This is a genomic window from Brevibacillus sp. HB1.3, from assembly GCF_013186635.1.
GTDB classification, from domain to species: domain Bacteria; phylum Bacillota; class Bacilli; order Brevibacillales; family Brevibacillaceae; genus Brevibacillus; species Brevibacillus brevis_D.
On the sequence record NZ_JABMIT010000002.1, the window covers coordinates 209,957 to 233,425 of the forward strand.

The following is a 23,469-nucleotide window of genomic DNA, read 5'->3' on the forward strand; positions in this document are numbered from 1 at the left end:
TACCACAACTCTTGCAAGTTCGTACGCCGTGCTTTTCCTCGTATGATGTTTCCTATTACATAAGTGAGCTGCCGCCGTCTTCCTTCATCAGCGCACGCAGTTCTTCAATAAACGCCTGCCCTTTTTGAATCTCTTCTTCGGTGTAGCGCTGCTTGCTCTTAAACGTAAAGATTTTGCCCTTCATTTCCTCATAGGGCAGGTGGTTGAAATACAGAATCGTAGAAACCAGCTCGAGGAAACGGGAATTCTCCTCGTTCATACGCAAAATCGCACGTTCTCCACTACCAAAGTCAACCTCATGAAACTTGAGAAAATCATGACCGGTTTCGTTCAAAGAGTAACGATACATATGAATGGCACCTTTACTCTCCATTTGCTCATCTAGAAGCCCCATGTTGCACAGCTCATCTACTCTGAGCGTCAGCTCTTCCGAATATGGACCGTACATGTGAAACTCGTAGCGCTCATCGAAATCCATCTCCAGATGTTTTCCTATGTACACCATCTTTTGTAATTTTTTTCGCCCGCTCACTTCGCCGACTATCTCAATCAGGCGTATGATCTTGGCGTGACGATTAAGCATCCTCCATCACTCCCAGACGTTCTCGAATCTTACGGGAGAGATCCCCCGGCAAAGCCATGACTTTATCCAATGGAAAGTACAGCTTGTAATCAAAACGCCGCTTTCCGCTAATGGCCTGTACAATTTCTGACTTCTGTGACAGCTCGACAAGTTCGCCTGAAGGCATTTGGAGCATAATCGGAATGCGCTCCTCTTCTTCTCCGGCACGGTAAAAATCATACGGAAGATCGGAGGTCGTGTCTACCTCCAAATAATACATCGGATCAATTCCGGCAGATTGAAATAGTTCCTTCAACTCAGACAGCAAGCGGAAATCCCTCGGATTATATTCGACGTATTTAAAGAGATTCCTGTCCAAAAAACGGGCGCACAAATCTTTCAACACAGGGTCTTGCTCTCTTCGCCAGAGCTGCATATAGAAAAGAATAATCGACTCATCAAGTGCCAAATAGTCAGCCAGCTCTACTTTTTCCTGTAAGAAAGGCAGCAGCATGACAGGCTCCTGCATGAACGGATAGCCTTGGGAGAACAAGAGCTTCGCCCGTTGAAAAATTTTGCACAGGATGACTTCTGCACTTCGCGTCACGGGATGGAAATAGACCTGCCAGTACATTTGATAGCGTGACATGATGTAGTCTTCGACAGCATGCATCCCGCTAAATTTAAAGACAATGCCATCCTCCTGCGGCCGCATGACACGCAAGATTCGCTCAATCTCGAAATTGCCATAATTGACGCCCGTATAGTAGGCATCACGCAGCAAGTAATCCATCCGATCGGCATCGAGCTGGCTGGAGATGAGACTTACGATCAGTTTATTGTCATATGTCTTATTAATCACTTCTGCCAATTTCTTCGGGAAGCTATCATCAAACCGACGAAGAATGCGGTTGATTTGCGTATCTCCAAGTAAAATGGCGCGCGTCCAATCCTCGTGGTGATACTTGAACACCTTTTCAAACGAATGGGAAAACGGACCGTGGCCCACATCGTGGAGCAAAGCCGCACATAGACACAGCAGCTTTTCCTCGTACGTCAACTGAATACGGCCTTCGAACGTCTCCAAAATTCTGCGCATCAGTTCATACACGCCAAGCGAGTGGTTAAAGCGACTATGCTCTCCACCGTGAAACGTAAAAAAGCTGGTGCCCAGTTGCTTGACTCTGCGCAAACGTTGGAATTCTGCCGAGTTGATCAAATCCCAAATGAATTTGTCCCGCACGTGGACGTAGCGGTGAACAGGGTCTTTGAATACCTTTTCTTCATGAAGAAGCTGGGGCTGTTGCATCCTGGACACTCCCTTCCTGTACTGCTTTTTCTATCTATTACTGACAGTGAATTTTGATTCTATCATATCATACGTCTGATACCTTTTCTTGCTTAAACAAACTCTTACAAAAATCTGAAGAATGCCATTACCATCTAGACCGAGTAAAAGGCATGTAGGATTATATAGGAAAAAATGGTTGGAATGGGAGGTTTTCGCAAGTGTGGACAAATACATTTCGATACATGACCAAAAACCCACTTTTACTCCTTTTCTTGATGATGATGCTCTTTCTGCCCCTGCTCGCCTCCTGGGGACAATTTCTCTCCTCAGGTTTTTTGGGACAAACTGTTTCCGTCTCTCTACTCTTCTGGCCGAAAACCGATTGGAAGGTCGCTGTCCCGCTTCCTGGCTGGCTTATTTTTGGTGTGATCTCGCTGATTTACGCTGGCGGAATCTTGTGGCTTGTACGAAAGAAAAAATTGGGACAGGCATTTCTGTTCATCCTTGTCGGGCTCTTATTGGCAAAAGCGTGTGGAGCTGCCTTTCAGGCGATTAGCGGATGGTCTACCACGCAGCCAATCGGTGCTCAGTCTCTCGCTGGCAAAGCAAATCTGCTTGTGTTTGCCACCTGGCATAATCCTTTGTGGGAGGAGCTTGTCTTTCGCGGCATCCCGTTTCTCTTGCTAACGCTCATCTATCGAAGGAGCACAGACCTGCCCACTATTGCGAGGTGGATGTATCTACTCATTCCTTCTATGATTTTCGCCTACTATCACGTACCTGGGCATGGTCTAGGAACTCTTTTCGAGTCGTTTCTCATTGGTGTTTTGTGGGCATGGGCAGCACTTCGCTGGGGATTGCTAGCTCCGATCATCCTGCACATTTATGCGGACGTGATGATCATCCCTTCTCTCCCCAAAATGAAAAACATGCCTCTGGAGGAGATTCCCTGGCTGGTCAACCAAAGCATGCTGCTACAGTCAATCTGGGCTTTATGTGTACTCGGTTTTCTCATACTGCTTCTTATCCTTTTGATAATCGGCTGGCGAAAAGCAAGGAAAGCTTACTAAAAAACAGCGACAAACTCCCGAAAGAAAAGAATCGGAGAGTTTGCCGCTGTTGCATGCATTATAGAGTCTCTGCCTCAGGCCCATACAAATCCGGGCGCTTCGCGGCTCTTTTTGCCAGCTTTTTGATCTTGTGCTGCGTTAGAACGGTATAGAAGGACGGCACAACGATCAAGGTCAAAAGTGTCGAGAATGCCAAGCCGAAAATAATGGTGACCGCAAGTGGTTTGAACAAAACGTCACCTGAAATAGCTAACGGCATCATACCAGCAATCGCTGTAAGCGAGGTCAATAGAATAGGGCGTAGTCGTGCCTCACATGCAGAAATAACCGCCTGCTTCAGCTCCATGCCTGTATGACGTGCTTCCTCGATGAACTCGATCAACACGATCCCGTTACGCACCACGATGCCCGCCAACGCAATAATACCCATCATGGTCATAAAGCCAAGTGGTGTCTGGGTCACGAACAAGCCGATCAAGCTCCCCGATACAGCGAGATAAATCGTACTTGTAACCAGTACAGGGATCGTCAAGGAATAAAATTGCATCGCGATCAAAATCAAGATCAGGAAAACAACAAGAATCGATAGTTTACCCATGTCGATAAAAATATCAGTCTGCTCGGAAGTCTCACCGCCAATCTCATAGCGGTATCCTTCAGGCAAGGACATACTATCGAGCATCGGCTTAATCTCTGCCATTACTTCTGTCGCCGTTCTCCCTTTCAGATCACTGGTAACTGTCACGCTCCGCGACAAATCGCGATGCGGAATCGTCTGTGTACTGAAAGTCGGTTTTACCTCCGCCAGCTGTGATAACGGGATCAGCTCTCCACGCGCATTGGCGATGCTGAGCCGCTGGAACAGCAATGCAGGGTCTTCCTCACCTTTTTGCAAGAACAGCTTCATATCGATCAGGTCTGAGCCTGTATCAAACTCGCTGACGGTGATGCCTTCGCTCACCAGACGCAATGTCGTGGACAAGTCCGTATAGTTGACGAGCTTTTGCTCCATCAGCTCTTTGTTCACGACAAATTCCAAAGTGTAGCGTTCTACCCCGAAATCGTCCTGCACATTGTACGTGCCCTCTAATCCGGCAACCTTTTCTTTTGCTTGTGCAGAAAGAGAGCGCAGCGTCTCAATATCCTCTCCGTAAAGACGAATCACGACTGGTTTTCCAACCGGAGGACCTGCCTCCAGCTGCTTCATCAAAATACTCGCTTCCGGATACAGCTTTTTGAATTCCTCCGTCCACGGCTCCAGCATGTTCTCGAGATGGGTCTCTTTTTCATTATAACGAACCACTAACTGTCCGACGGTAATGCCGCTTCCAGCAGCTGTATCTCCACCGAACATTTTCGGTGCACTGCCTCCTGCGTATGCAGATACCGCCTCGATGCCAGGCTGCTTCAACACCCAATCTGCCGTCCCACGCACCACCCGGTCTGTTTCTTCCAGACTGTTGCCCACCGGGAGACGGATATCGATGAGAAACTGCGGGCGATCATCGTTCGGGAACAATTCCACCGGAGTGAGCGGTATCAATCCATATGCTGCCGTTCCGATCAAAACGCCAATCATCCCTGCCAAAAGTGGTCGCTTCAAAATTTTCGGCATGACCTTGCTCGCATACCACTTGGTCAGCTGCAACAATTGTTTCCCCAAAAGTCCAGCGGGCTTGCGATACCCTTCTACGCCAGCCTTTCTACGTTGCTCATACCATTGGCGAAAGATCGGGATGATCGTCAGTGACATGACCATGGAGGCCAGCATCGTCATCGAAATAATGACGGGAACCGGACGAATGAACTGCCCGACGTTTCCACTAAGAAACATCAAAGGTGCAAATGACGCAATCGTAGCCAGCGTAGCGGTCGTGATCGAAATCGATACTTCCTTGGCGCCATTAACCGCCGCAGCCATCGGTTTTTCACCCAGGACAGACAATCTCCGCTCAATATTGTCATTGACCACCACGGCGTCATCGACCAAGATCCCGAGCACAATGATCAAGGAAACGATCGAGATCATGTTGAGTGAAATACCCATTGATGGCAGGAACATAAGCCCCACAGCCAAGGAAATCGGAATTGCCATCGCTACTACCAACGATGTGATCAGGTTTAATCCGAGCGCACACACCACCAAAACTGCGACAATGGCAATCATCATTTCCCGCGTCAGGTCGCTAAAAAGCTCATCCACGCGTTCATTCTGACTATAAATCGAGTGTCTCTCGGCCCCTGCCGGAAGTGTTTTATCCAGAGTCACCATCATCTCGTCTACGCGCTTTTGCAAGGACGGTACATCGCTTCCCGTCTCTGCATTGACGCTGATCGTGATCGAAGGCTTCCCATTGAAATACGAAGTTGTTTTCACCGTCTCCGTCGACATTTTGACCGATCCGATGTCCTTTAGATAGATCGGGAAGCCCTCTTTTGAACGGGAGATAATGACTTTGTTCAGTTCTTCGACATCTGTATTTTCCGCCAGCTTGAGCTGGTAGGTCCGTTTTTCTGTGGTCAGGTCGCCAAGCGGGATTTTTTCATTTTCCTTTTTGACAGCCATCATCACCTGACTCCACGTGATCCCGTACTGGCTCAGCTTTTGTGTATCAACCTCGATATGGACTTCCTGCTCCGGTAGACCTTCCACCAGTACATCCGCTACGTTTGGAATGGTGCGCAGCTGTTCCTTCCACGATTTCAGCATGGTACGCATGCTGTACAATTCCTCGCGTGAGTTAGCGGTGACCGCAAACGATTGGACAAACGTACGGTTCAAATCATCATTGATGATCGGTTGTTTCGCATCTGCTGGCAAATCAGCCTCTGCGTCCTTTACCTTTTTCCGCAATTCATCCCATTTTTGCTTCGGGTCTACGTCACTCTTTGCTTCTACCATGATAAAAGAGACGCCGAGGGAAGATGAGGAGGATATATAGTTAAGTCCTTGCAATTCGTTGATTTTTTCTTCCAGCTTTTTCGTAACAGCCTGCTCGACCTTTTCTGGCGAAGCTCCCGGATAAACCGTCGTGATCGTCGCCATGTTTACGATAATATCCGGCATCTCTTGCTTAGGCAGTTGAAAAAAGCTGAGGGAGCCTACAAGTACAATCATGCTGAAAAACAGGAGCGTGATTTTGCGCTTTTGTACGATGTACTTGATCACGGTTGTGTACCTCCTGCCGCCTCGATTGGGTCACCGTCAAACAAACGGTCCACCCCTTTGACGATCAGTTGGTCTCCTTCTTTTAGTCCGCTCTTGATCTCGAGCTTGTCACTTACAATCTGTCCGATGGCTACGCTTGTTTTGACAGCCTTGCCGCCTGTATTGACGAAGACATGCGCGTCATCTTTTCCTCTGCTGATGACTGCTTCTACTGGTACGTAGACACCTTCCTGCCCCGTTACCGTTTTGGTCGCTTTCACCACCTGACCAGCAAACCAGTCACGAGCTTGGTTGGCGATTTGAACCTCTACGCCAATCGTTCCGGTATTTTGGTTCGTGGCGGGAAATATTTTGGTCACTTTGCCATCCCGTTTTTGACCATACAGGTCTAAGGAGATCGCCTCGCCTACCTTCCATGCAGAAATCTCACGGTCAGGAACGGGCAATACGACTTTTAATGTATCGATGTTGCCGACTTGATAGACGGGGGTACCTGAACCGACCAAATTGCCCGCAGACGAGAGCTTGGCGATGATCGTCCCGTTAATCGGCGAACGAAGCTGCGTTTTGGCAAGTGTATTGGCTGCCACTTCTTTGGCGATAACCGTCTGATTGTAGACAGCCTGCGTCAACTGTTTGTCTTCCGCACGAGCCCCTTGAGTAATCATGGAATACGACTGCTGTGCGTTTTGCAAATCCTTTTGCGCAATCGTCAGTCCATTTTGTGCACTTTCATACTCGCTTTTGGAAATGGCGTTTTGCTGGTAAAGCTTTTCAATCCGATTGAAATCATCCTGCATCTTTTGCAGTCCTACTGTTGCCTTCTCCACAAGCAAACGCGCCTGCGTCACTTCTTGCTCTCTCGCGCCATTGTTTACCTTGCTAAGATTTGCCGCACTCTGCTGCACGGCAGCGCTGGACGAAGCAACCTGGAGCGAGTAATCTGTGGCATTCACTCGGGCAAGCACATCGCCCGCTTTGACCGTGTCTCCTTCTTTTCGGTTCATCTCCACAATACGACCGCCTACTTCAAAAGAAACGAGTGCTTCCTCCAAAGGAGCCAGCGTACCAGACAACTCCGTGACGGTAACAGCCTGCTCCTTCTTTACTGGTGCAATGACGACGTGCTTCAACTCCTTCTGAGGTGCCGAAGCAGGCTGTTGCTCGCTGCAAGCCGTCGTTGCCAATAGTCCGATCATCATTACAGATACAAGCCATCTTCTCTTCATGACTTCCTCCGCCCCTATGTAGCTATGCTGATTATTTGAGTCCTCTGATGCCTTGTAGCAAGATTTCAGAAGCATTTTCAAAAAGCTCTTCTTCTACCATTTCAAGATCGAGATTAACCCGATACTTCGCCATGAAGGCATAGAAGAAAGTGGAGACGAACATAAGAGCTGCCGTGAACGGATCTGCCTTTGGCAAATGTCCTTGCTCCTGAAACACTAGGAGCTTGTTGGACAATACCTCGACTGCGGTCATCGGCAGACTGCTGAACATCTGCACGACTTCCGGGTGGTTATCCGCTTCAATCATGCAGATCATAAAAATCTCCTTGCGATCGACCAATAAGCCGTAATACGTACGTGCGTAGCTGACTAGCATTTCCTTGATATCAGAAAACTCGCCTTGCAACCCTTGCTCCAGCTGCTCTCGGACATCCATGATTTCTTTCAGGAGTTCTGTCAAGATGCCTACCTTGTTCTTGAAGTGACGAAATACCGTTACCTCATTCACCCCAGCAAGCTCAGAAATCTTGCGTGTAGTCGCTCCCTTGTATCCTTTTTGTGCCATTAGCTGACGTGCGGCCGATAAAATTCGCTCACGGGTTTCCTGTTCCTCTTCGCCTCTCCCCCCCAGCTTCTGTTCTATATCTGGGTGATCCATGACGCACCTCCGTACCAAGCAAGCAATTACTTGCATTTTCATTTTTTTCCAAACTCATTATATAAAGAGACTGCATGCGTGTAAATACTTGCATGCAGTTTGGAATGTTAATTTTTCCTTGTCACCCTTATCGTTGTGTCAGCGTCTTAACCTGGGAGCTTTGGTCTTGCTTGCATTCGGTGCTGTATTCAACCAGGTCAATTTCGCAGTCGGGCCCAATCTCGACCTTGTTGCCGCGAACGACCTTGGCCTTTGTGTTTTCCAGGTAGATTTCGTCTCCTTCAATCGTCTCTACAGTCAAGGTATTATTGAGAAAATGCTTCAACAGCTTGCCCAAAGTGCTATTGCCTGTTCGGCGCACCTCGATGTACTCTCCGCCTATTTCTTTTGCCTCGCAGCTGCCATGCAGAGTGACCTCGATTCGCCCCGCATTCAGCAGTCCTCCGATACTAAACGCACCATTTGCCCGGAACACTTCCGCTTCGCAATCCCCTGCGGTTTTCAATGATCCGTGAACCTTTACATCCTCTCCTGCCATATTGCCCTGTACCTTGACATTGCCACCGACTTTTAGACTCGTAAAATTCAAATCGTCCGCAACATCAAGCTGACCGTATACAGACAATGTATCCATTTTCACTTTGCCTTTAATCGATGCGTTGCCTTCTACTCTTGCCGAAGAGCCAATGAGATCTCCCGTGATACTGACATGTCCCGCACAATGAAGCGACTCGCACTCTACGTCGCCATTAATCTTGCCGTAACCTTGCACATCTACCTTGTTGTATACGCCACCCGTAGCATTCACTGCCCCATGAAAGATCAAATCTAGCTTGTTCTTATTCTCGTTTTGCATGGTATGGTCTCCCCCTATAAATATTTTCCTTTTAATTCCTCGATGCAATTGGCTAGATCGAGCCGCTTCACTACTTTTACACCGCTATCAAAATACATTTCGGTAGAGCTAGACACCAACACGAACGTGGAAATCCCCATCTTGCGCATAAAGATCAGCTCACAAGGCTTCCCTTCGAATTTGGGATAGTGGCTAACAAGTACCTGCAACAATCCGCCGCCTTCATCTACACTCAAGTCTCCTGCGGCCAAAAGCTTTTCTAACACATAGGCGTATAATGCCTGCTGGAAGGTAAAGGTCCGTAAGCTCCCGAGAAATACGTTAAACACTTCTAAAGAAGTAGTCGAAACAATGTTTCGTGCCAATAATTCCTCTGCTGTCAACGAGGTTCCACTCATACTTGGTGAAAACATGTCCGCCAATTCATCCAGCGACAGGTCGTCTTTCATGTTCAGGATCTTGTCGATTCGAGCCAAAATCTGTTCCCGTGGGAAAAAGGTTTCTTGCCCTGTAAAAGTGGCTCGGCGAATGAACCACTCCTCTGGAATCAAGTTCTTTCGTTTCCAACGGTACAATTGTCCGTACGAAATGCCGGTAAGCTCCAGCAGGTCCTTCTTCGAGATTACATTTGCGTCCAAGTGAAGCACCTCCGAAAACAATGTAACATAACACTGTTACGTTATTCAACTATAGAATGTCTGACACTCGGGGGACTTTTGCGCATAAAAAAGGACTTCTGTCATCGAAGTCCTTCTGTCCGTTCTTATTTAAACTCTGCTTGCATCAAGCGTTTCATATCCGATGGTATCGGTGCCTCGACTACAATCTCTTTTTCGAGAAGCGGATGTAAAAAGGACAGCTTCGAAGCATGCAGAGCCTGTCTGCGTAACAAACCTCTCGCTCCCCCGTACATCGTATCGCCAGCAAGCGCGTGTCCAATGTGGGCAAAGTGAACGCGAATTTGATGGGTACGACCTGTTTCCAGCCAGACGCGAGCGAGCGTCATTCCCTCAGAGGTCTGTTGTACCTCGTAATGCGTGATGGCAGGATCGCCACTCTCCACGACACGGCGTTTCGTCGGATGACGGGCATCTCGGCCGATTGGCGCATCAATCGTTCCCGCTCCCTCTGACAACACGCCACTGGCAACCGCAAGATACTCGCGATGAATGCCTCCTTCGCGCAGCAGTCTGTCAGCCAATTGATGACCATAGCTGCTTTTGGCTACGAGAATAGCTCCGGATGTATCTTTATCTAGCCGATGCACAGGATGTACGCTCGTCTGCTCACCACGTGCAGCCAGTACGGCAGTGAGTGCATGTATCAATGTGTCGGTCTCCTGTTTAATCGGGTGCACCATCATGCCTGCCGGTTTGTTTGCAATCAAGAGATGATCGTCTTCGTACAAAATGTCGATGGACGGCATTGGTGTGATCGGTCCTTCGGGCTTCGTATCATGCTGGGGCTGCCTAGGCGCTTGCTCTTGTCTCTCAATGACACGAACTGCGATTGTATCTCCTGCTTTTACTTGTCTTTGCAGGAAGGGCTGCTTGCGATTGAGCAAAATTCCCTTGCTTCTCGTCAGCCGCTGCATCATACGACCCGACACGTTGAGCTTTTGCCGGACGATTTGTTCCACGTTCATTCCCGTGTCTTGTTCACTGACGATGTATTCGATCCAATCTTTGCGGCTCACGTCTAATCCCTCTGTTCCATGCTTTTTTCTTATTGTAGCAAAAGGATGCTTGAGATGCTCGTTTGTACTGCTCCAAAGACGGTTGTCCTCCAACTGTGGTGGTCGGGGGAAGCCCTGCCACATGTCTTCCAGTCGCCTATATCCTCTCTTCGTTCGGGCGGTCTCCTTCCAGACATGTGACAGTGCTTGTGGACAGCTTGTGATTACTTCGTGTTTTTAGAGCGTTTTGGTTGTTATAACAAGGGAGTTTTAGACCTTTAAGCAAGATGAATCAACTCTCAAGAAGTAAAACAACAGCACCGTAGGAAGAAGCGCATTTCCAGTCCAAGCGCCTCTGGAGCCCAACTCAGCGTAGGAATAAATGGCGGGGGTTTTCAGCTTCACTTATGAAACCCTTCCTCGAAACTTCTACGTTTGAAGCGCTCCCGCCATTTATTCCGGAGCGAACAGTCAATCCCCCTTGCGGGGCGTAGGCCGAAGCGTAGACTGGAAATGCGCTTCTTCCCTCACCAATAGCTACGTAACAAACAAAAAAAGCCACCATGCTCAGCATGATGGCTCTGTTGTACCAATTACCCTTTTAAGTTTTCCGGATTGAGTCCTTGCAGCTCTGGCAATACGAACAAACCGTCTTTGCGAATCAGCACATCATCAAACCAAATTTCTCCGCCGCCGTACTCAGGACGCTGGATATTTACCATATCCCAGTGGATTTGGCTGCGGTTGCCGTTATCTGCGTTGTCGTATGCACGGCCTGGTGTGAAGTGGAAGCTGCCGGCAATTTTCTCATCGAACAAGATATCATTCATTGGATGCAGGATGTACGGGTGTACGCCAATCGCGAATTCCCCAATGAAGCGGGCTCCTTCGTCTGTATCGAAAATTTCGTTGAGTCTCTTGGTATTGTTAGAGGTCGCCTCGACAATTTTTCCGTCTACAAACTTCAGACACACGTTTTCAAATTTCGTGCCCATGTAGCTTGTTGCTGTGTTGTACGTAATGGTTCCATTCACGGAATCACGCACAGGAGCTGTAAAAATCTCACCGTCTGGAATATTGCGCAGCCCGGAGCAGATGACACTCGGAATGTCCTTGATCGAGAATTGAAGATCCGTCCCTGGTCCCACGAGACGCACTTTGTCTGTACGATCCATCAATTGCTGCAAAGGCAAAAAGGCTTCGTGCATCTTTTTATAGTCAACAGAGCATACGTCAAAATAGAAGTCTTCAAAAGCAACAGTAGACATGTTGGCATTTTGCGCCAAGCCCGTAGTCGGGTAGTTGAGCAGTGTCCAGCGTACATTGTTGGTCAGGTAGTCATGCAATTCTTGCATCACACTCTGATGCGCACGACGACGCTCTACAGGAACATCGGCCATCTCACTGTCGTTGGACGGACCATTAATGACGATATATGTATCCAAATCTTTGTACATTGGCTCTTCCCATTTCGCCAAATGAGTCGCACGCTCCGCACTTGCACCGAGCATCAGCTCACGTTGGATAGACGGATCAATAATCCGTACGAACGGATAGGCTCCCAAATCGTATGCCTGCTTAACCAATTCTTTCGCCAAGGCGTGACCCTCGCCACGAACTTCAATCAACAAGCTTTCTTTTTCCTTTAGGCGTACAGAATGGCTCAGCAAATTTGTAGCCAACTTGACGATGCGTGTATCCAGCATGCGATATCCCCCACATTCCTAGCATGATTTGATTATTGTTAAAAAATATTTTACCGAATAGAAGCCCCTTTTTCAATTCTCGATGTTCTTGGTACTATTCAAAAAAAACCAAAAAATTATCTTGCATAAATTCGACTCTTTCGAGTATTCTAATCAACAAGAGTTTACCTATGTAAAAAATTTGAAAGACGGGAGTGCTGAGTTCATGGTGTGTTCTGTAGTTATCTTCGCTTAGGTGGGGCCTCTCTTAAGGGGCACTGCCTCTTACAACCCTATCAAAAGCTAGAAGCTGCAGGATGCCTGAACCGCTTCCGTCTTTTTCCCGATATGAATTGCGGGCCATGTTCTTGGGTGAACAGTCGGTTTACTGTACCTAAAATTAGAGGTATATAACCGTCTCTCTTTTGTCCCCCGTTGAACTGGTTATTCCCCGCCACCCTTGTATCGTTTGATAAAGCGCAAGCGGAAGAGCATTGTCTCTACCCCGTTTGCGCTTTTTTACGTGGAATTTTTCCAAGAAGGGAATCGAGGTCAAGGCACCTGCCGAAATGAATGGAGGAATTCGTGTCATGATTTGGCGTTCGTGGGATCTTAACTTGAAAGTACGTCTCTTTGGTGAATTGATTACGCACACCTTCTTTTGGATGTACTTTCCGTTTATGGCGATTTATTTTAGCGATACGTTTGGAAAGGATGTAGCGGGTCTTCTCTTGATGGTACCACCGCTGCTCGGGATGCTGTCCAACCTGTTTGGCGGATATTTGGCTGACCGGGTAGGGCGCAGATTCACCATGCTGCTCTCGCTCTGTACATCGACGGTGATGTTCGCGCTGTTTGCGTTCTCTCCGTCTCCCTGGATCGACTACATTGCCTTCATCGGGATCGGGATCGCTGGGGCTCTCTACTGGCCTGCCAGCTCCGCCATGGTGGCTGATTTGACTACAGAAGACGATCGCAGAATTGTATTTGCCACCTTTTACACAGCGATGAACATCGGGGTGGTCGCAGGTCCCGTATTGGGTTCTGTCTTTTTTGTCCATTATCGCCCGCAGCTGTTGATGTTCTGTACCTTCGTTGAACTACTTTTTGCGATTACCGTCTTTTTCCTGATCAAAGAAACGCTGCCTGAACACGTCCGTCAGGAGAAGGCAAAGGAGCGTTTTTCCCTGATTCAGCAATTCCAGAGTTACGCCATTATTTTCCGAGACAAAGCTTTTGCCCTGTACATTGGCGCAGGGATTTTGATCGCCATTGGATTCATGCAATTGGATATTTACATGGCGTTGTATGTGAAAGAGCATGTCATGCAACAAGCATTATTTTCTTGGGGCAATTGGACTTATTCTGTCGGGGGAACCAGCGCATTCGGCTGGCTCATGGCCTTAAATGGTTTTTTGGTGGTTCTGTTTACACTGCCAGTCACACGCTGGTTCGAAAACTGGAGTGATCGCAACAGCCTCGTCATCTCCTCCATCTTATTCGGTATCGGTCTGTTCTTGATGGCCTTTACGACGAATATCTGGCTTCTGTTCGGCTGTATGGCGATTTTGACATTCGGCGAGCTGATGCGTACACCAGTCGCCCAGAGCTTTATCAGTAAATACTCGCCTGAGGATGCACGCGGTCAGTACATGGGAGCTTCTTCACTCCAATTCTCGATTGGTCGCTTCATCGCTCCCCTGACGATCGGTCTATCCCAATGGCTCGCTCCTGTCGGTGTATTCGGTGTCATCCTGGGCTTCACCTTAGTCAGTGCTTATCTGTATATCATTTTGTTCCGCATGATCGGTGCCAAAGAAGTTAGCAAGAGTAGCTAGAGTAGAGCATGTCCGTTCTACCAAATCCCCTCCTCTCATATAAATGGGCATAGATAGCTTGACCAGGAGGGGATCGTCATGAACCAGCCGAATGCCTTTGCTACCTTTAAAGAACACCGAGGAGTCGTCTACCGAACTTCTACCTATCTTCAATGGGGACCGAATTCAGAGGGTCATGATTCTCTTGGGAGCTGTCTCTTACTGAATCCTGGTAGTGCCCAGCTTTTTCGTGAAAGACCTGCATCCGGCCATAGTATCATGGGTCAAACCACACTCGATCCCACTATGCGACAATTGATCCGGCTGGTGGAGGCGCTTTACGGAAAACGGGCGTTGGTAGGCAGATTCCATATTTACAACCTGTTTTCCGTACAAAATGCTGCTGCCGTGAGTGCTATCTCTCATTTTGAACAACTCATTGATGAGAAAGAGACGACGCTCGAAGCTCAGCTCGTATCTACGCAAGAACTGCAAAAGCATCCGTGGCTCCTGCTTGGTTGGGGGCTTTCCCATCACCATTCGTGGCAGCATCTTTCTTCCCTCAAGAAACAGTGGAAACAACGGATCGCAGCAGCAGGGATACCGACTTTTGGCAAGCCCTGCCCCAAAGGAATCGATTACTACCATCCGAGTCCCCCTCTACATGCGACGAAGGAAAAGATCATGGAGGAACTGGTGGAGATCTATCGGAAAACGATTGGGCGAAAGTCTGCCCATCCGCTTTAGACAAAAAAAGAGTCTGTCTTCCCTCCAAACGGGAAACAGACTCTTTTCCATTCACTACGGCATCTCGCTGCCCTCGAAGAATTCTGTTCTGTCCAAACGACCGCGCATCCATTTGTACGTATCATCATAGATGGCGCGCTTGACAGGGTCCGTGCTCTTGACAGACTCTAGCAATGTCTTGGAGCCAAAGTAGTAAGCATGCACGTTGTTTTTATCCATCCCCAGCTTGTGGGTGGCAACTAGCTGATTATAGTAGGTCTGATAGAACTTCGGATCATCGTACATCTTCCGGTCGCCTTCGATCTCGATGTCCATGTCGTACTTCTTGACGACATCCAGTACGCCTTGAATACGGTCAATTCCCACCGGCTTGTCGCTGTAATAGCCCGGCTGTAGGAATGCCTTATCAAAATAAAGAGATTTCCACTCGGACACTCCCGGTGATCCGAAATACGGAATCCAGTAGTAGCGCAACGCCTCGTCGTGCACCATGCTACCCATGTCACGAATCAACTGACGCTCTTTCGGTGCGCTATCCTCCACCAGCTCATGGAACCAATAGATTCCTTCCAGCTTCAGATAAGCGTATCCTTCCTTGTTCCAGCGCTTCATGAGCTCCTGGAAGTACCACTCCATTGCAGCTTTGCGATTCAAATATGCTTGCTCTTCTCCAATTCCCGCAGGGCTGAAGGAGAGGGATGGTTTCTTTTCATCCAGCTGACCAAAATTGGTCTGACTGGCATTCGGATACGGCAGTGCCAGCACGACATTTTCCTGTGTCGGTGTCGAATACAGCGTTCCGCGCAGGCGGTTGTACTCCCGCATAGCCTGGTTAAGAGCGTCAAGCTGCTTGTTTGAGCCGAACAAATCATTCATGTACTTTGTCCAGCTTTCTTTCGTCGCAGGAATAGTCTGATACGGCAGGAACAGAATCGTGTCAAACATCTGGTCACGCATATAACCATCTACAGTGCGGTAGCCAACCATCGGGAGGAAATCCTCTTTGGTCCATGTCCCGTATTCGCCATGCTCTCCGCTATAAGCGAGCAGCATATTTTCCACACGACGCCCTGATTGTTTGGCTTCTTCCAGCTTCGCCGGGTTCGGTGGCGGCAGCAAGACAGCGCCATTGTTCCACTCGCTCTCCGCTTTTGCCCATACCTCCAGCTGGCGAGCGAACGTAAATACTTTCACCGGGAACGATGCCCGGACATAGCGGATGTTGACGTCAGGCAAGGTCACGCTCAATGTGCGTGTAACCAGCTTGTCCTCATTGGGGGAAACATCGTGTACGGCTCTTCCCGCATACGACCACACTTTCCCGTCACGAGATACCTCGACTTCCATGTATTCTGGCATCGTGATACCCGAAGTCTTCTGCTGCTTAAACGTTAGCGCAACTCTCTCCAATGGCTTCGCCTCGTCGAGCTCAACGGTCACCTTGCGCCCAAACTGACGGTAGTATCCCGTCCAATCTCCTGTAGGCGTTACAAGTCCACCTACAGGACCTGGATACTTCTTCTCCATCTCTTGGAAATACGAGTCTGGCGTTCCAAAAGTAGTAACCGCTGTATAACTGCCCGGTGCGATATTGACCAGTTCGTCCTTCTTCGCTGGCTCCTTCGCCTCTTCTTCTACTACCTTCTTGCTTTCATCGACTTTCGTTGCCGAGTCATTCGAGGAAGTCACCGGAGCAGTCGTTGGCGTGTCCTCTGCCTTTTCGACAGCTGGCTCACTAGCGTTCTTGATCTCAACCGGAATTGTCGTCGTTTTGTAACCGACTGTCACCGTGAGATTTCCTTTTCCCGCCGTAGGACCAGCAACAAAGGTTCCGTCAGCCGAGATGGTTCCCAGCTCAGGACGATCAAAAGCGAAAATAGGTGTAAAAGGCAGCTCATCTCCGCCGATGCTGTTTACCTTCAAGCGTTGGCTCGTGCCAGCAGCCAAACTCAGCCGCTCTACATCTACTTTGTATTTCACCTGTTCTGCTTGCTGGTAGCGTGCATCCAAGACGCGCTCAGCGATCACAGCCGCCTCTGCACGCGTGACGGTTCCTGTCGGATTAAACTTGCCGTTTGCACCTTGCATCCAACGCTGATTCGTTACTTCTTCCACAGCCGTTTTGGCGTAGTCGGCGATTTCTTCTCCATCGTTGTATGTAACAGGAGTCTGACCTGCCACTTTGGTCACAGATCCTTCTTTCATCAAGCGAGACAGCATGACAGCCAGCTCTTGTCTTGTAAGCGGGTCTAGAGCACCCATGGTATGCTCACTTTTGCCGTTCATCACACCCAGCTCGGAGAGTCCATAAACGTACGGTGCATAAGGATTTTCCAACGGAACATCTTCAAAAACGGCTTTCTCAATTTCTGTTGGTTGAAGACCGATTACTTTTGTCAAAAGTACCGCAATATCTTGTCGAGAAATCGTGTTTTGCGGGTTGAAACGGTTTTCTCCCTGACCACTGATCATATGAAGGGCTGCTAGTCTATTTACGGCTTTTCTAGCGTAGCTATTGCCCAAATCCGTAAACTCCGTGTGTGCTTCTTCTTGTTTTTTGAACTGATCTTCTAGCTTCTTGGTGTCTACAGCCGGTTTCTTTGGCTCCGTCGCAGCATGAGTCAACGGCGTACTTTGGACCAGTAATGTAGTCGCAGCCAATAAAGCAAACAACATTTTGCTCCCGAATCGTTTCTTGCTCATTACATTTTCTCCTCCAATATGCCCCTTCTGTAGAGGTGGTTCAAAAAGCCATCCGTTGAACACACCCCTTATGTTTATTCGGTTGGGGTAACCATTGGTCCGCGCGGCGGTCTAGGTCCGAAAAACTGATAGTAATCTACCTTGATATTTCCGTTGTAGAGCTTGCGCTTCTTGCTTGCTGTACGACCAAAATGCTCTTCAAACTGCTCATCTGACGTAATAACGTAGAATGACCACGTATCCATGGCAGCAAAGGTTTTCCCCATTTCGCCATACATCTTGGCAACCTGCTTCCATTCTCCCAAGCGCTCTCCATAAGGTGGATTGCAAATCAAGTAGCCGTACTTTCGCTTGGTTCGCACATCTCGTACATCCATGCGCTGAAAATGAATCAGGTCATCTACACCAGCCTCCGTCGCGTTGCGGCGGGCAATTTTCAGGATCTCGTCATCCATATCTGTCCCGATAATCTCCAGCTTTTGATCATAGCGCGCCAAATCATGCGTTTCTGCACGAGCTTCACGCCAAGCTGTTTTCGTAATGATAGGCCACGTCTCGGAAACGAATTCCCGGTTCATCCCCGGTGCGATGTTTTGTCCAATCAACGCTGCCTCAATGGGAATTGTACCCGATCCACAGAATGGGTCCATGAATACCCGATCAGGCTTCCAGCGAGACAGCATAATCATCGCCGCAGCCATGGTTTCTTTTAGTGGCGCTTGTCCGATCAATTCCCGGTAGCCACGCTTGTGCAGACCCGGTCCTGATGTATCAATCGTGAGCGTCGCCACATCCTTGAGAAGTGCCACCTCGATCTTGTACAGCGGCCCTTGCTCATCGAACCACTCGCGCTTGTAGGTCTTTTTCAGACTTTCTACGACTGCTTTTTTCACGATAGCTTGGCAATCCGGCACACTGAACAAGGTAGATTTGACTGATTTCCCTTCCACAGGAAATGTCCCATCCTCTGTGATCCAATCGGCCCATGGCAGTGCTTTTGTCTTTTCAAACAGCTCGTCAAACGTAGTTGCTTTGAACTCTCCTATCTTTAGACGCACGCGGTCGGCAGTTCGTAACCACAAATTTGTGCGGGGAATCGCAGAAATATCTGCGGTGAACGTTACCTTGCCGTTCTCCACCTGTACGGGTCCGTATCCGAGCGCCTTCACCTCTTCTGCTACTACTGATTCCAAACCAAAAGTCGCCGTAGCGATCAATTCTACTTTTTGCATATGTAATCTCCTGTCCGTCCAATAATCCTTCGGGCCATGCCCTCATCCTACTACCTTACATATTATATTACCCCATTTCCGAATAGCGTTGGTAAACTTGTCTAAATTCAAAAGACCCATCACCGAAAAACAGTGACGGGTACGGCATGCGAATCATCCCTATGGGAAATCCTACAAAAAAAACTTGTGTATGGGAGGGAGTCAGCATGCCAGAATTACCTGAAATGGAGAACTATCGCCGACTGCTACAGGAGAAAATCGTTGGTGGAACGATTACGGCCACACACGTTCAGCGGGAAAAAACGATTAATTTGCCTCCTGCGGAATTCGCTCGTCTTTTGCAAGACAATCGCCTGACACTTGTCGACCGCCGTGGCAAGCATCTTCTCTTCCATCTGGAAAGTGGTCATGTCCTGCTGCTTCACTTGATGCTCGGCGGCTTTCTATACCTGAGCTCTGGAGAAGACAAGCTAAAGAGAACCGCCCAAGTGACTCTTGCCTTTGGAGAACACCTTTTATATTTTCACGGCCTCCGTTTAGGCTACTTGCATTTACTCACCAACGTTCAGATCGACGAAAGACTGGCTCCTCTTGGGCCCGAGCCATTGGACCCACTGTATACTTTTACCCGATTTACGGAGCTACTCACTGACAAACGCGGTGTCCTCAAAACAGCGCTAGTCAATCAGCATTGGCTCGCGGGCATCGGCAACTGCTATGCGGACGAAATCTGCTTTCATGCCGCCATCCTGCCTACCCGGACGATCCCGACACTTTCTCTCGAGGAACAAAAACGACTATATCATTCCATGCAAACCGTGCTTACAGAAGCGATTCGATTCGGCGGTTACATGCAGCCGCTTTTTCAAGGCGATCCCCTGACAGGTGGCTTCGATGAGCGCTGCCAGGTGTACGATCGCGGTGGAGAGCCTTGCCCTCGCTGTGGACAACCTATTGAAAAGAGCGAGCTCTCCTCCCGCAAAGTATTTGCCTGCACGAACTGCCAGCATTGACTAGCTGCTTCACTCCCTAGACGACAGGGGTCTGTGAAGCTTCCATCTGCTTGATCATAAACACCTGCTCTGTCTCGGAAGGACTGAAACCTGCCGCTTGCAGTATTTCAACAAGCAAGGTATCAGCCGCACGCAAATTAAACGTAGACCGGCGGCATTCGTGTGCAAGCGGTCCATACACATGCCCGAGTGCGGTTTTCAAAATGTCTGGTGCACCAGGATGCTCTGGCTGCGCTACACATTGACGAAGCACGATCCCACTCACTTTGCCTTCTTCGTTTACCACACACTTGTACATCGCATAGCCGACTGCCTGACCCTCTCTGTCTTCTACGAGCACGGCCTGCGAATCTCGCAAGTTCAGCCAATAATTTTGCCAAGGGACATCGGTTACGTAAAACGGCAGCACGGCGGCTTCCTGGGCCAAAATGCGCCGAACCCGATAATTAGCCTGTTCATTTGTCTGAAAGGCCTTCTCTGCCAGAGGTCCACTCTGCTGCAAAAACAACAGACGATCCACGACGTCATAGCCTTTTTGCTCATACAAAGCAATTGCTTTGGTATTTTGGCTCAATGCCTCCAAGGTAGCTACTTCCCCCCCAGCTTCTCTGTATAACTCCAATGCCGCTTCAATCAGTTGCTTCCCTACTCCCTGCCGACGATATTCCGTGGCGACACCCGTACCACCATTCCAGGCGACTTTTTTCCCTGCAACAGTCCTCATCCCACTGGCCACTAAGCCAATCGGCTCTGTGCCGTCAAAAGCAACCACAGACAGGGACAGCACGTATCCCTCGCCCCCCAGTCGCTGGACAAGCATTTCTTCTGTCATCGTAAACTCGATAAAATAGCCTTCGAATCCTCTGTTCCACGCTTTGGTCACTTCTGCAAAGGTACAGTCGCTCATCCGTTTGATGGTAATCATGGTATCACCCTCCTGGTTTTGATAAAAATATTTTAATCGATAAAATCTAAAAATTCAATCATCTACAAACACTTCCTCCAGCTTTGTCACCCACACGCCTGACATGGTAATATGAAAAAAATCACTTACTCGGGAGGTTCCTATGCGCAAACAGCTTACGGTCGGCTCGCTCATCCCTGGACGATCTGACGTACTGATGTCGAGTCCAGCTCCCGTTCCCGTGCAACCACAAACGTCGGTGAAAAAAACAGAAATAAGCCCGGCTCGCCCCCAATCAGAGCAGAAGCTCGTACAGGTGAAGCAACGCTCACAAACGATGCCAGTCCGGTACACTCCCTCTCAGACGTTATTACAAGCTGCGCTCACGCAAGCTCAACCCATCGCTTACAAATGCCAACAAGGGCATTGCGGCAAGTGCAGTGTACAGATCGTAGCTGGTGCATCCTTACTCGACACCCCAACCGAACAGGAGAAAGCAAAGCTGGGAGAAAAGCTCGCTACAGGCTATCGCCTCGCTTGTCAAAGCACATTTCGCTCTTCGATTCCTACATAGAGGATATTTTTAATAGAAAAAAGGTGGCCGTAGCATGAATCCTACACGCATCCTACTATTCGCTGGTGGCAATCTGGGCAACTGGGCGATCCAAGAGATACGCGAAAATGATTGGCTCGTCGGTGTTGACAGAGGTGCCTTGTTCCTCGTTCGCAACGGTCTCGTACCAAAATTGTCGATCGGTGACTTTGATTCTGTCAGCTCCGAGGAAATGACTGAAATTGAACGCCACAGTATGCACGTCTCCTCCTGCGATCCCGTTATGAAAGATTTGACCGATACAGAGATGGCCCTTACTTGGGCAATCGAGCAACAGCCCGAGGAAATTGTGCTGCTCGGTGTGCTCGGCTCTCGTTTTGATCATATGCTGGCAAACGTACACTTGCTGAACAAAGCTTTGCAGACGGGCTCCAACTGCCGCATCCTCGATGAGACCAATGAAATCCGGCTGATTGACCGCCAGAGTACGATAGAGCAGGATCATTTCGATCATATCTCTCTGCTGCCCTTTACACCAGAAGTCACAGGAATTACCTTAACCGGATTCCTCTATCCGTTGAAGGACGCAACCCTGCGGATCGGCGACACGCTTGGCATCAGCAATCTGTTAACGGAACAGACTGGAACAATCACGATTCAAACGGGCAAGCTGCTCGTTGTCAAAAGCAAAGACTAATCACTAGAAAAAGAAAGGATCTCCTTTGCATGGTGCAAAACAATGGAGATCCTTTTCCTTTTCCCTGCACAAATACAGGCTACTCTTCCTCAACCTGCATCGGCAACTGCCAATCAATCTCTTGAAGCCCGCGTGAACGCAAAAACTCATTCGTCCGCGAAAAAGGACGGCTGCCAAAAAAGCCGCGGTTCGCCGAAAATGGACTCGGATGCGGGGAGGCGATGACGAAATGCTTGTTTCGATCAATGAATGCCGCCTTCTCCTGCGCATGCTTTCCCCACAGGATGAAAACGAGAGGGGTCTCCCGCTCGTTCAACAAATGAATAATGCGATCTGTAAACGTCTCCCACCCAATGTCCTTGTGTGAATTCGGAGTACCGCGACGAACCGTCAGAACGGTGTTCAGCATCATGACGCCTTGCTTCGCCCAATGGTTCAGGTAACCATGCTGAGGGATCTCAAAGCCGACATCGCTTTTCAGCTCTTTATAGATGTTGACCAGAGACGGCGGCGGCTTGATTCCCGGCTTGACCGAAAAGCTCAATCCATGTGCTTGTCCTGGTCCGTGATACGGGTCCTGCCCCAAAATCACTACCTTTGCATTCTGATATTCTGTCAGGTGCAGCGCTGTGAATATATGAAACATATCTGGGTAGATCGTCTGCGTCTGATACTCTTCCTTCAACGTCTGACGAAGCTTTACATAATAGGGCTTCTCGAATTCATCGGCCAATACGGGGGCCCAGTCATTTTGCAATATGGTAGTCATGTTCCTCACCTTGTCCGCTGTTTTTTTCTACCTTACCACAATCCTCCCAATCACTGAACCACTGATTCGAGAACTAGGACTATTCTGATTTAGTCCTATCTTTCCCATGATTCCTAGTCTTTGTTTCCTAGTACCCTCGTTTGATAGCTTTTCTCCTATGATCTTTGACATAATGATTGCTGGGAAGATTTAGAGAAAAGAGAAAGGGAGAGGGTTTCACATCATGAAATGGGACATCAAGTCATTTTTGGGGGGCATTGTTGTAGGTTCGGTGCTCTTTTCCGGAATTGCCATTGCAGCACCCGCTTTTCCAGACGCGGAAGAAGGCATGAAAACACCGTTCACCTATTACTTTGACGGGTTGCCGAAATCACCAAACAGCGACGTACAAGGCATCATGTACAAAAACTCCGTCTATGTGCCAATCCGCTTCGTAGCTGAGAACCTGAACAAACCGGTCATTTACGACGCGAGAACCAAATCGATTTTCATCGGTAAAATTCCATCAGCAAAAATGTACTCCAAAATGGAAGCGATCGAGCTGGTGAAAAAGAAATTCGCTGGCAAACTCTCGCCGACACATGTAGTCGAGTACGCTCACGACGACGAAAAAGGTCACTATGTCATTCAAGTGTACCAAACGGTCGTAAACAACTTCCAATCTGGCGACAGCTACACCAGTACGTATGGCTGGTTCGTAGTGAACCCGAATACCGGGGAAATTAAGTCGTTATTATAATTTCTTCTGCACTTATCTATTCGTACGAAAAAGACAGCGGACTAGGGACCCGCAAGCACCGGAGGCTATCCTTCCGGTGCCTTTTTTGTTTCTTGGAAAA

At 48.7% G+C, this 23,469-nt stretch carries 20 protein-coding genes; 7 read left to right on the forward strand and 13 right to left on the reverse strand.

The features are described 5' to 3' along the window. Window positions 1–55: 55 nt before the first annotated feature. The gene (locus HPY31_RS05660) at window positions 56–583 is read right to left on the reverse strand and encodes a YwgA family protein (protein ID WP_172139239.1); all 528 of its coding nucleotides are present in this window, start codon (window positions 581–583) and stop codon (window positions 56–58) included. Continuing rightward, a complete protein-coding gene (locus tag HPY31_RS05665) occupies window positions 576–1,871 on the reverse strand; it encodes an HD domain-containing protein (RefSeq protein ID WP_007724798.1) in 1,296 nt (431 codons plus the stop codon). Before HPY31_RS05665 ends, HPY31_RS05660 begins: the two co-directional genes overlap by 8 nt. Window positions 1,872–2,095: 224 nt before the next feature. Between HPY31_RS05665 and HPY31_RS05670 the strand changes: the two genes are divergently transcribed. Next, window positions 2,096–2,923 (forward strand): CPBP family intramembrane glutamic endopeptidase, encoded by an 828-nt coding sequence (locus tag HPY31_RS05670; RefSeq protein ID WP_216675491.1) that lies wholly within the window; start codon window positions 2,096–2,098, stop codon window positions 2,921–2,923. Window positions 2,924–2,981: 58 nt separating this feature from the next. On the opposite strand, the gene HPY31_RS05675 is transcribed toward HPY31_RS05670, so the two are convergent. The 7 genes from HPY31_RS05675 to HPY31_RS05705 all read right to left on the reverse strand — a co-directional run bounded on the left by HPY31_RS05675 (window position 2,982) and on the right by HPY31_RS05705 (window position 12,216). Continuing rightward, window positions 2,982–6,092 carry an efflux RND transporter permease subunit gene (locus tag HPY31_RS05675; RefSeq protein ID WP_172139243.1) on the reverse strand — a complete coding sequence of 1,037 codons (3,111 nt, stop codon included), beginning with the start codon at window positions 6,090–6,092 and terminating at the stop codon, window positions 2,982–2,984. Continuing rightward, the gene (locus HPY31_RS05680; protein ID WP_172139245.1) at window positions 6,089–7,321 is read right to left on the reverse strand and encodes an efflux RND transporter periplasmic adaptor subunit; all 1,233 of its coding nucleotides are present in this window, start codon (window positions 7,319–7,321) and stop codon (window positions 6,089–6,091) included. Before HPY31_RS05680 ends, HPY31_RS05675 begins: the two co-directional genes overlap by 4 nt. Before the next feature lie 31 nt (window positions 7,322–7,352). Continuing rightward, window positions 7,353–7,979 (reverse strand): TetR/AcrR family transcriptional regulator, encoded by a 627-nt coding sequence (locus HPY31_RS05685; protein ID WP_172139247.1) that lies wholly within the window; start codon window positions 7,977–7,979, stop codon window positions 7,353–7,355. 127 nt (window positions 7,980–8,106) lie between these two features. After that, entirely contained in the window at window positions 8,107–8,835 is a 729-nt protein-coding gene (locus HPY31_RS05690) for a bactofilin family protein (protein WP_172139249.1), read from the reverse strand. A gap of 14 nt (window positions 8,836–8,849) precedes the next feature. Beyond that, window positions 8,850–9,473, reverse strand: coding sequence for a YhbD family protein (locus HPY31_RS05695; RefSeq protein WP_172139251.1), 624 nt, complete (start codon window positions 9,471–9,473; stop codon window positions 8,850–8,852). A gap of 125 nt (window positions 9,474–9,598) precedes the next feature. Beyond that, window positions 9,599–10,531: an RluA family pseudouridine synthase gene (locus HPY31_RS05700; RefSeq protein ID WP_172139253.1), complete on the reverse strand. Its 933-nt coding sequence runs from the start codon at window positions 10,529–10,531 to the stop codon at window positions 9,599–9,601. Between the two features lie 572 nt (window positions 10,532–11,103). Further along, on the reverse strand, window positions 11,104–12,216 hold the full coding sequence (locus HPY31_RS05705) for an aminopeptidase (protein ID WP_142498027.1): 1,113 nt from the start codon (window positions 12,214–12,216) through the stop codon (window positions 11,104–11,106). A 569-nt stretch (window positions 12,217–12,785) separates the two neighbouring features. On the opposite strand from HPY31_RS05705, the gene HPY31_RS05710 reads away from it, so the two are divergent. Both HPY31_RS05710 and HPY31_RS05715 read left to right on the forward strand, forming a co-directional pair. Next, window positions 12,786–14,033, forward strand: coding sequence for an MDR family MFS transporter (locus HPY31_RS05710; protein ID WP_172139868.1), 1,248 nt, complete (start codon window positions 12,786–12,788; stop codon window positions 14,031–14,033). A gap of 78 nt (window positions 14,034–14,111) precedes the next feature. After that, window positions 14,112–14,759 (forward strand): hypothetical protein, encoded by a 648-nt coding sequence (locus tag HPY31_RS05715; RefSeq protein ID WP_172139255.1) that lies wholly within the window; start codon window positions 14,112–14,114, stop codon window positions 14,757–14,759. Between the two features lie 54 nt (window positions 14,760–14,813). On the opposite strand, the gene HPY31_RS05720 is transcribed toward HPY31_RS05715, so the two are convergent. Both HPY31_RS05720 and HPY31_RS05725 read right to left on the reverse strand, forming a co-directional pair. Next, a complete protein-coding gene (locus HPY31_RS05720; protein WP_172139257.1) occupies window positions 14,814–17,462 on the reverse strand; it encodes a DUF4855 domain-containing protein in 2,649 nt (882 codons plus the stop codon). Between the two features lie 74 nt (window positions 17,463–17,536). Continuing rightward, window positions 17,537–18,694 (reverse strand): THUMP domain-containing class I SAM-dependent RNA methyltransferase, encoded by a 1,158-nt coding sequence (locus tag HPY31_RS05725; protein WP_172139259.1) that lies wholly within the window; start codon window positions 18,692–18,694, stop codon window positions 17,537–17,539. Window positions 18,695–18,900: 206 nt separating this feature from the next. Here HPY31_RS05725 and HPY31_RS05730 point away from each other — a divergent pair, with 206 nt between their 5' ends. Next, window positions 18,901–19,707: an Fpg/Nei family DNA glycosylase gene (locus tag HPY31_RS05730; RefSeq protein ID WP_172139261.1), complete on the forward strand. Its 807-nt coding sequence runs from the start codon at window positions 18,901–18,903 to the stop codon at window positions 19,705–19,707. A gap of 16 nt (window positions 19,708–19,723) precedes the next feature. Here the strand turns inward: HPY31_RS05730 and HPY31_RS05735 are convergent, their stop codons facing one another. Beyond that, window positions 19,724–20,632 carry a GNAT family N-acetyltransferase gene (locus HPY31_RS05735; RefSeq protein WP_172139263.1) on the reverse strand — a complete coding sequence of 303 codons (909 nt, stop codon included), beginning with the start codon at window positions 20,630–20,632 and terminating at the stop codon, window positions 19,724–19,726. Window positions 20,633–20,774: 142 nt separating this feature from the next. Here HPY31_RS05735 and HPY31_RS05740 point away from each other — a divergent pair, with 142 nt between their 5' ends. Beyond that, complete coding sequence (locus HPY31_RS05740) at window positions 20,775–21,185, forward strand: 2Fe-2S iron-sulfur cluster-binding protein (protein WP_172139265.1); 411 nt, start codon at window positions 20,775–20,777, stop codon at window positions 21,183–21,185. Window positions 21,186–21,219: 34 nt separating this feature from the next. Further along, window positions 21,220–21,861 (forward strand): thiamine diphosphokinase, encoded by a 642-nt coding sequence (locus HPY31_RS05745; protein ID WP_172139267.1) that lies wholly within the window; start codon window positions 21,220–21,222, stop codon window positions 21,859–21,861. A 79-nt stretch (window positions 21,862–21,940) separates the two neighbouring features. Here the strand turns inward: HPY31_RS05745 and HPY31_RS05750 are convergent, their stop codons facing one another. Beyond that, window positions 21,941–22,630: a uracil-DNA glycosylase gene (locus HPY31_RS05750; RefSeq protein WP_172139269.1), complete on the reverse strand. Its 690-nt coding sequence runs from the start codon at window positions 22,628–22,630 to the stop codon at window positions 21,941–21,943. A 223-nt stretch (window positions 22,631–22,853) separates the two neighbouring features. Between HPY31_RS05750 and HPY31_RS05755 the strand changes: the two genes are divergently transcribed. After that, window positions 22,854–23,369, forward strand: a complete 516-nt coding sequence (locus HPY31_RS05755) for a stalk domain-containing protein (RefSeq protein ID WP_015893706.1) — start codon at window positions 22,854–22,856, stop codon at window positions 23,367–23,369. The last annotated feature ends 100 nt before the right edge of the window (window positions 23,370–23,469 follow it).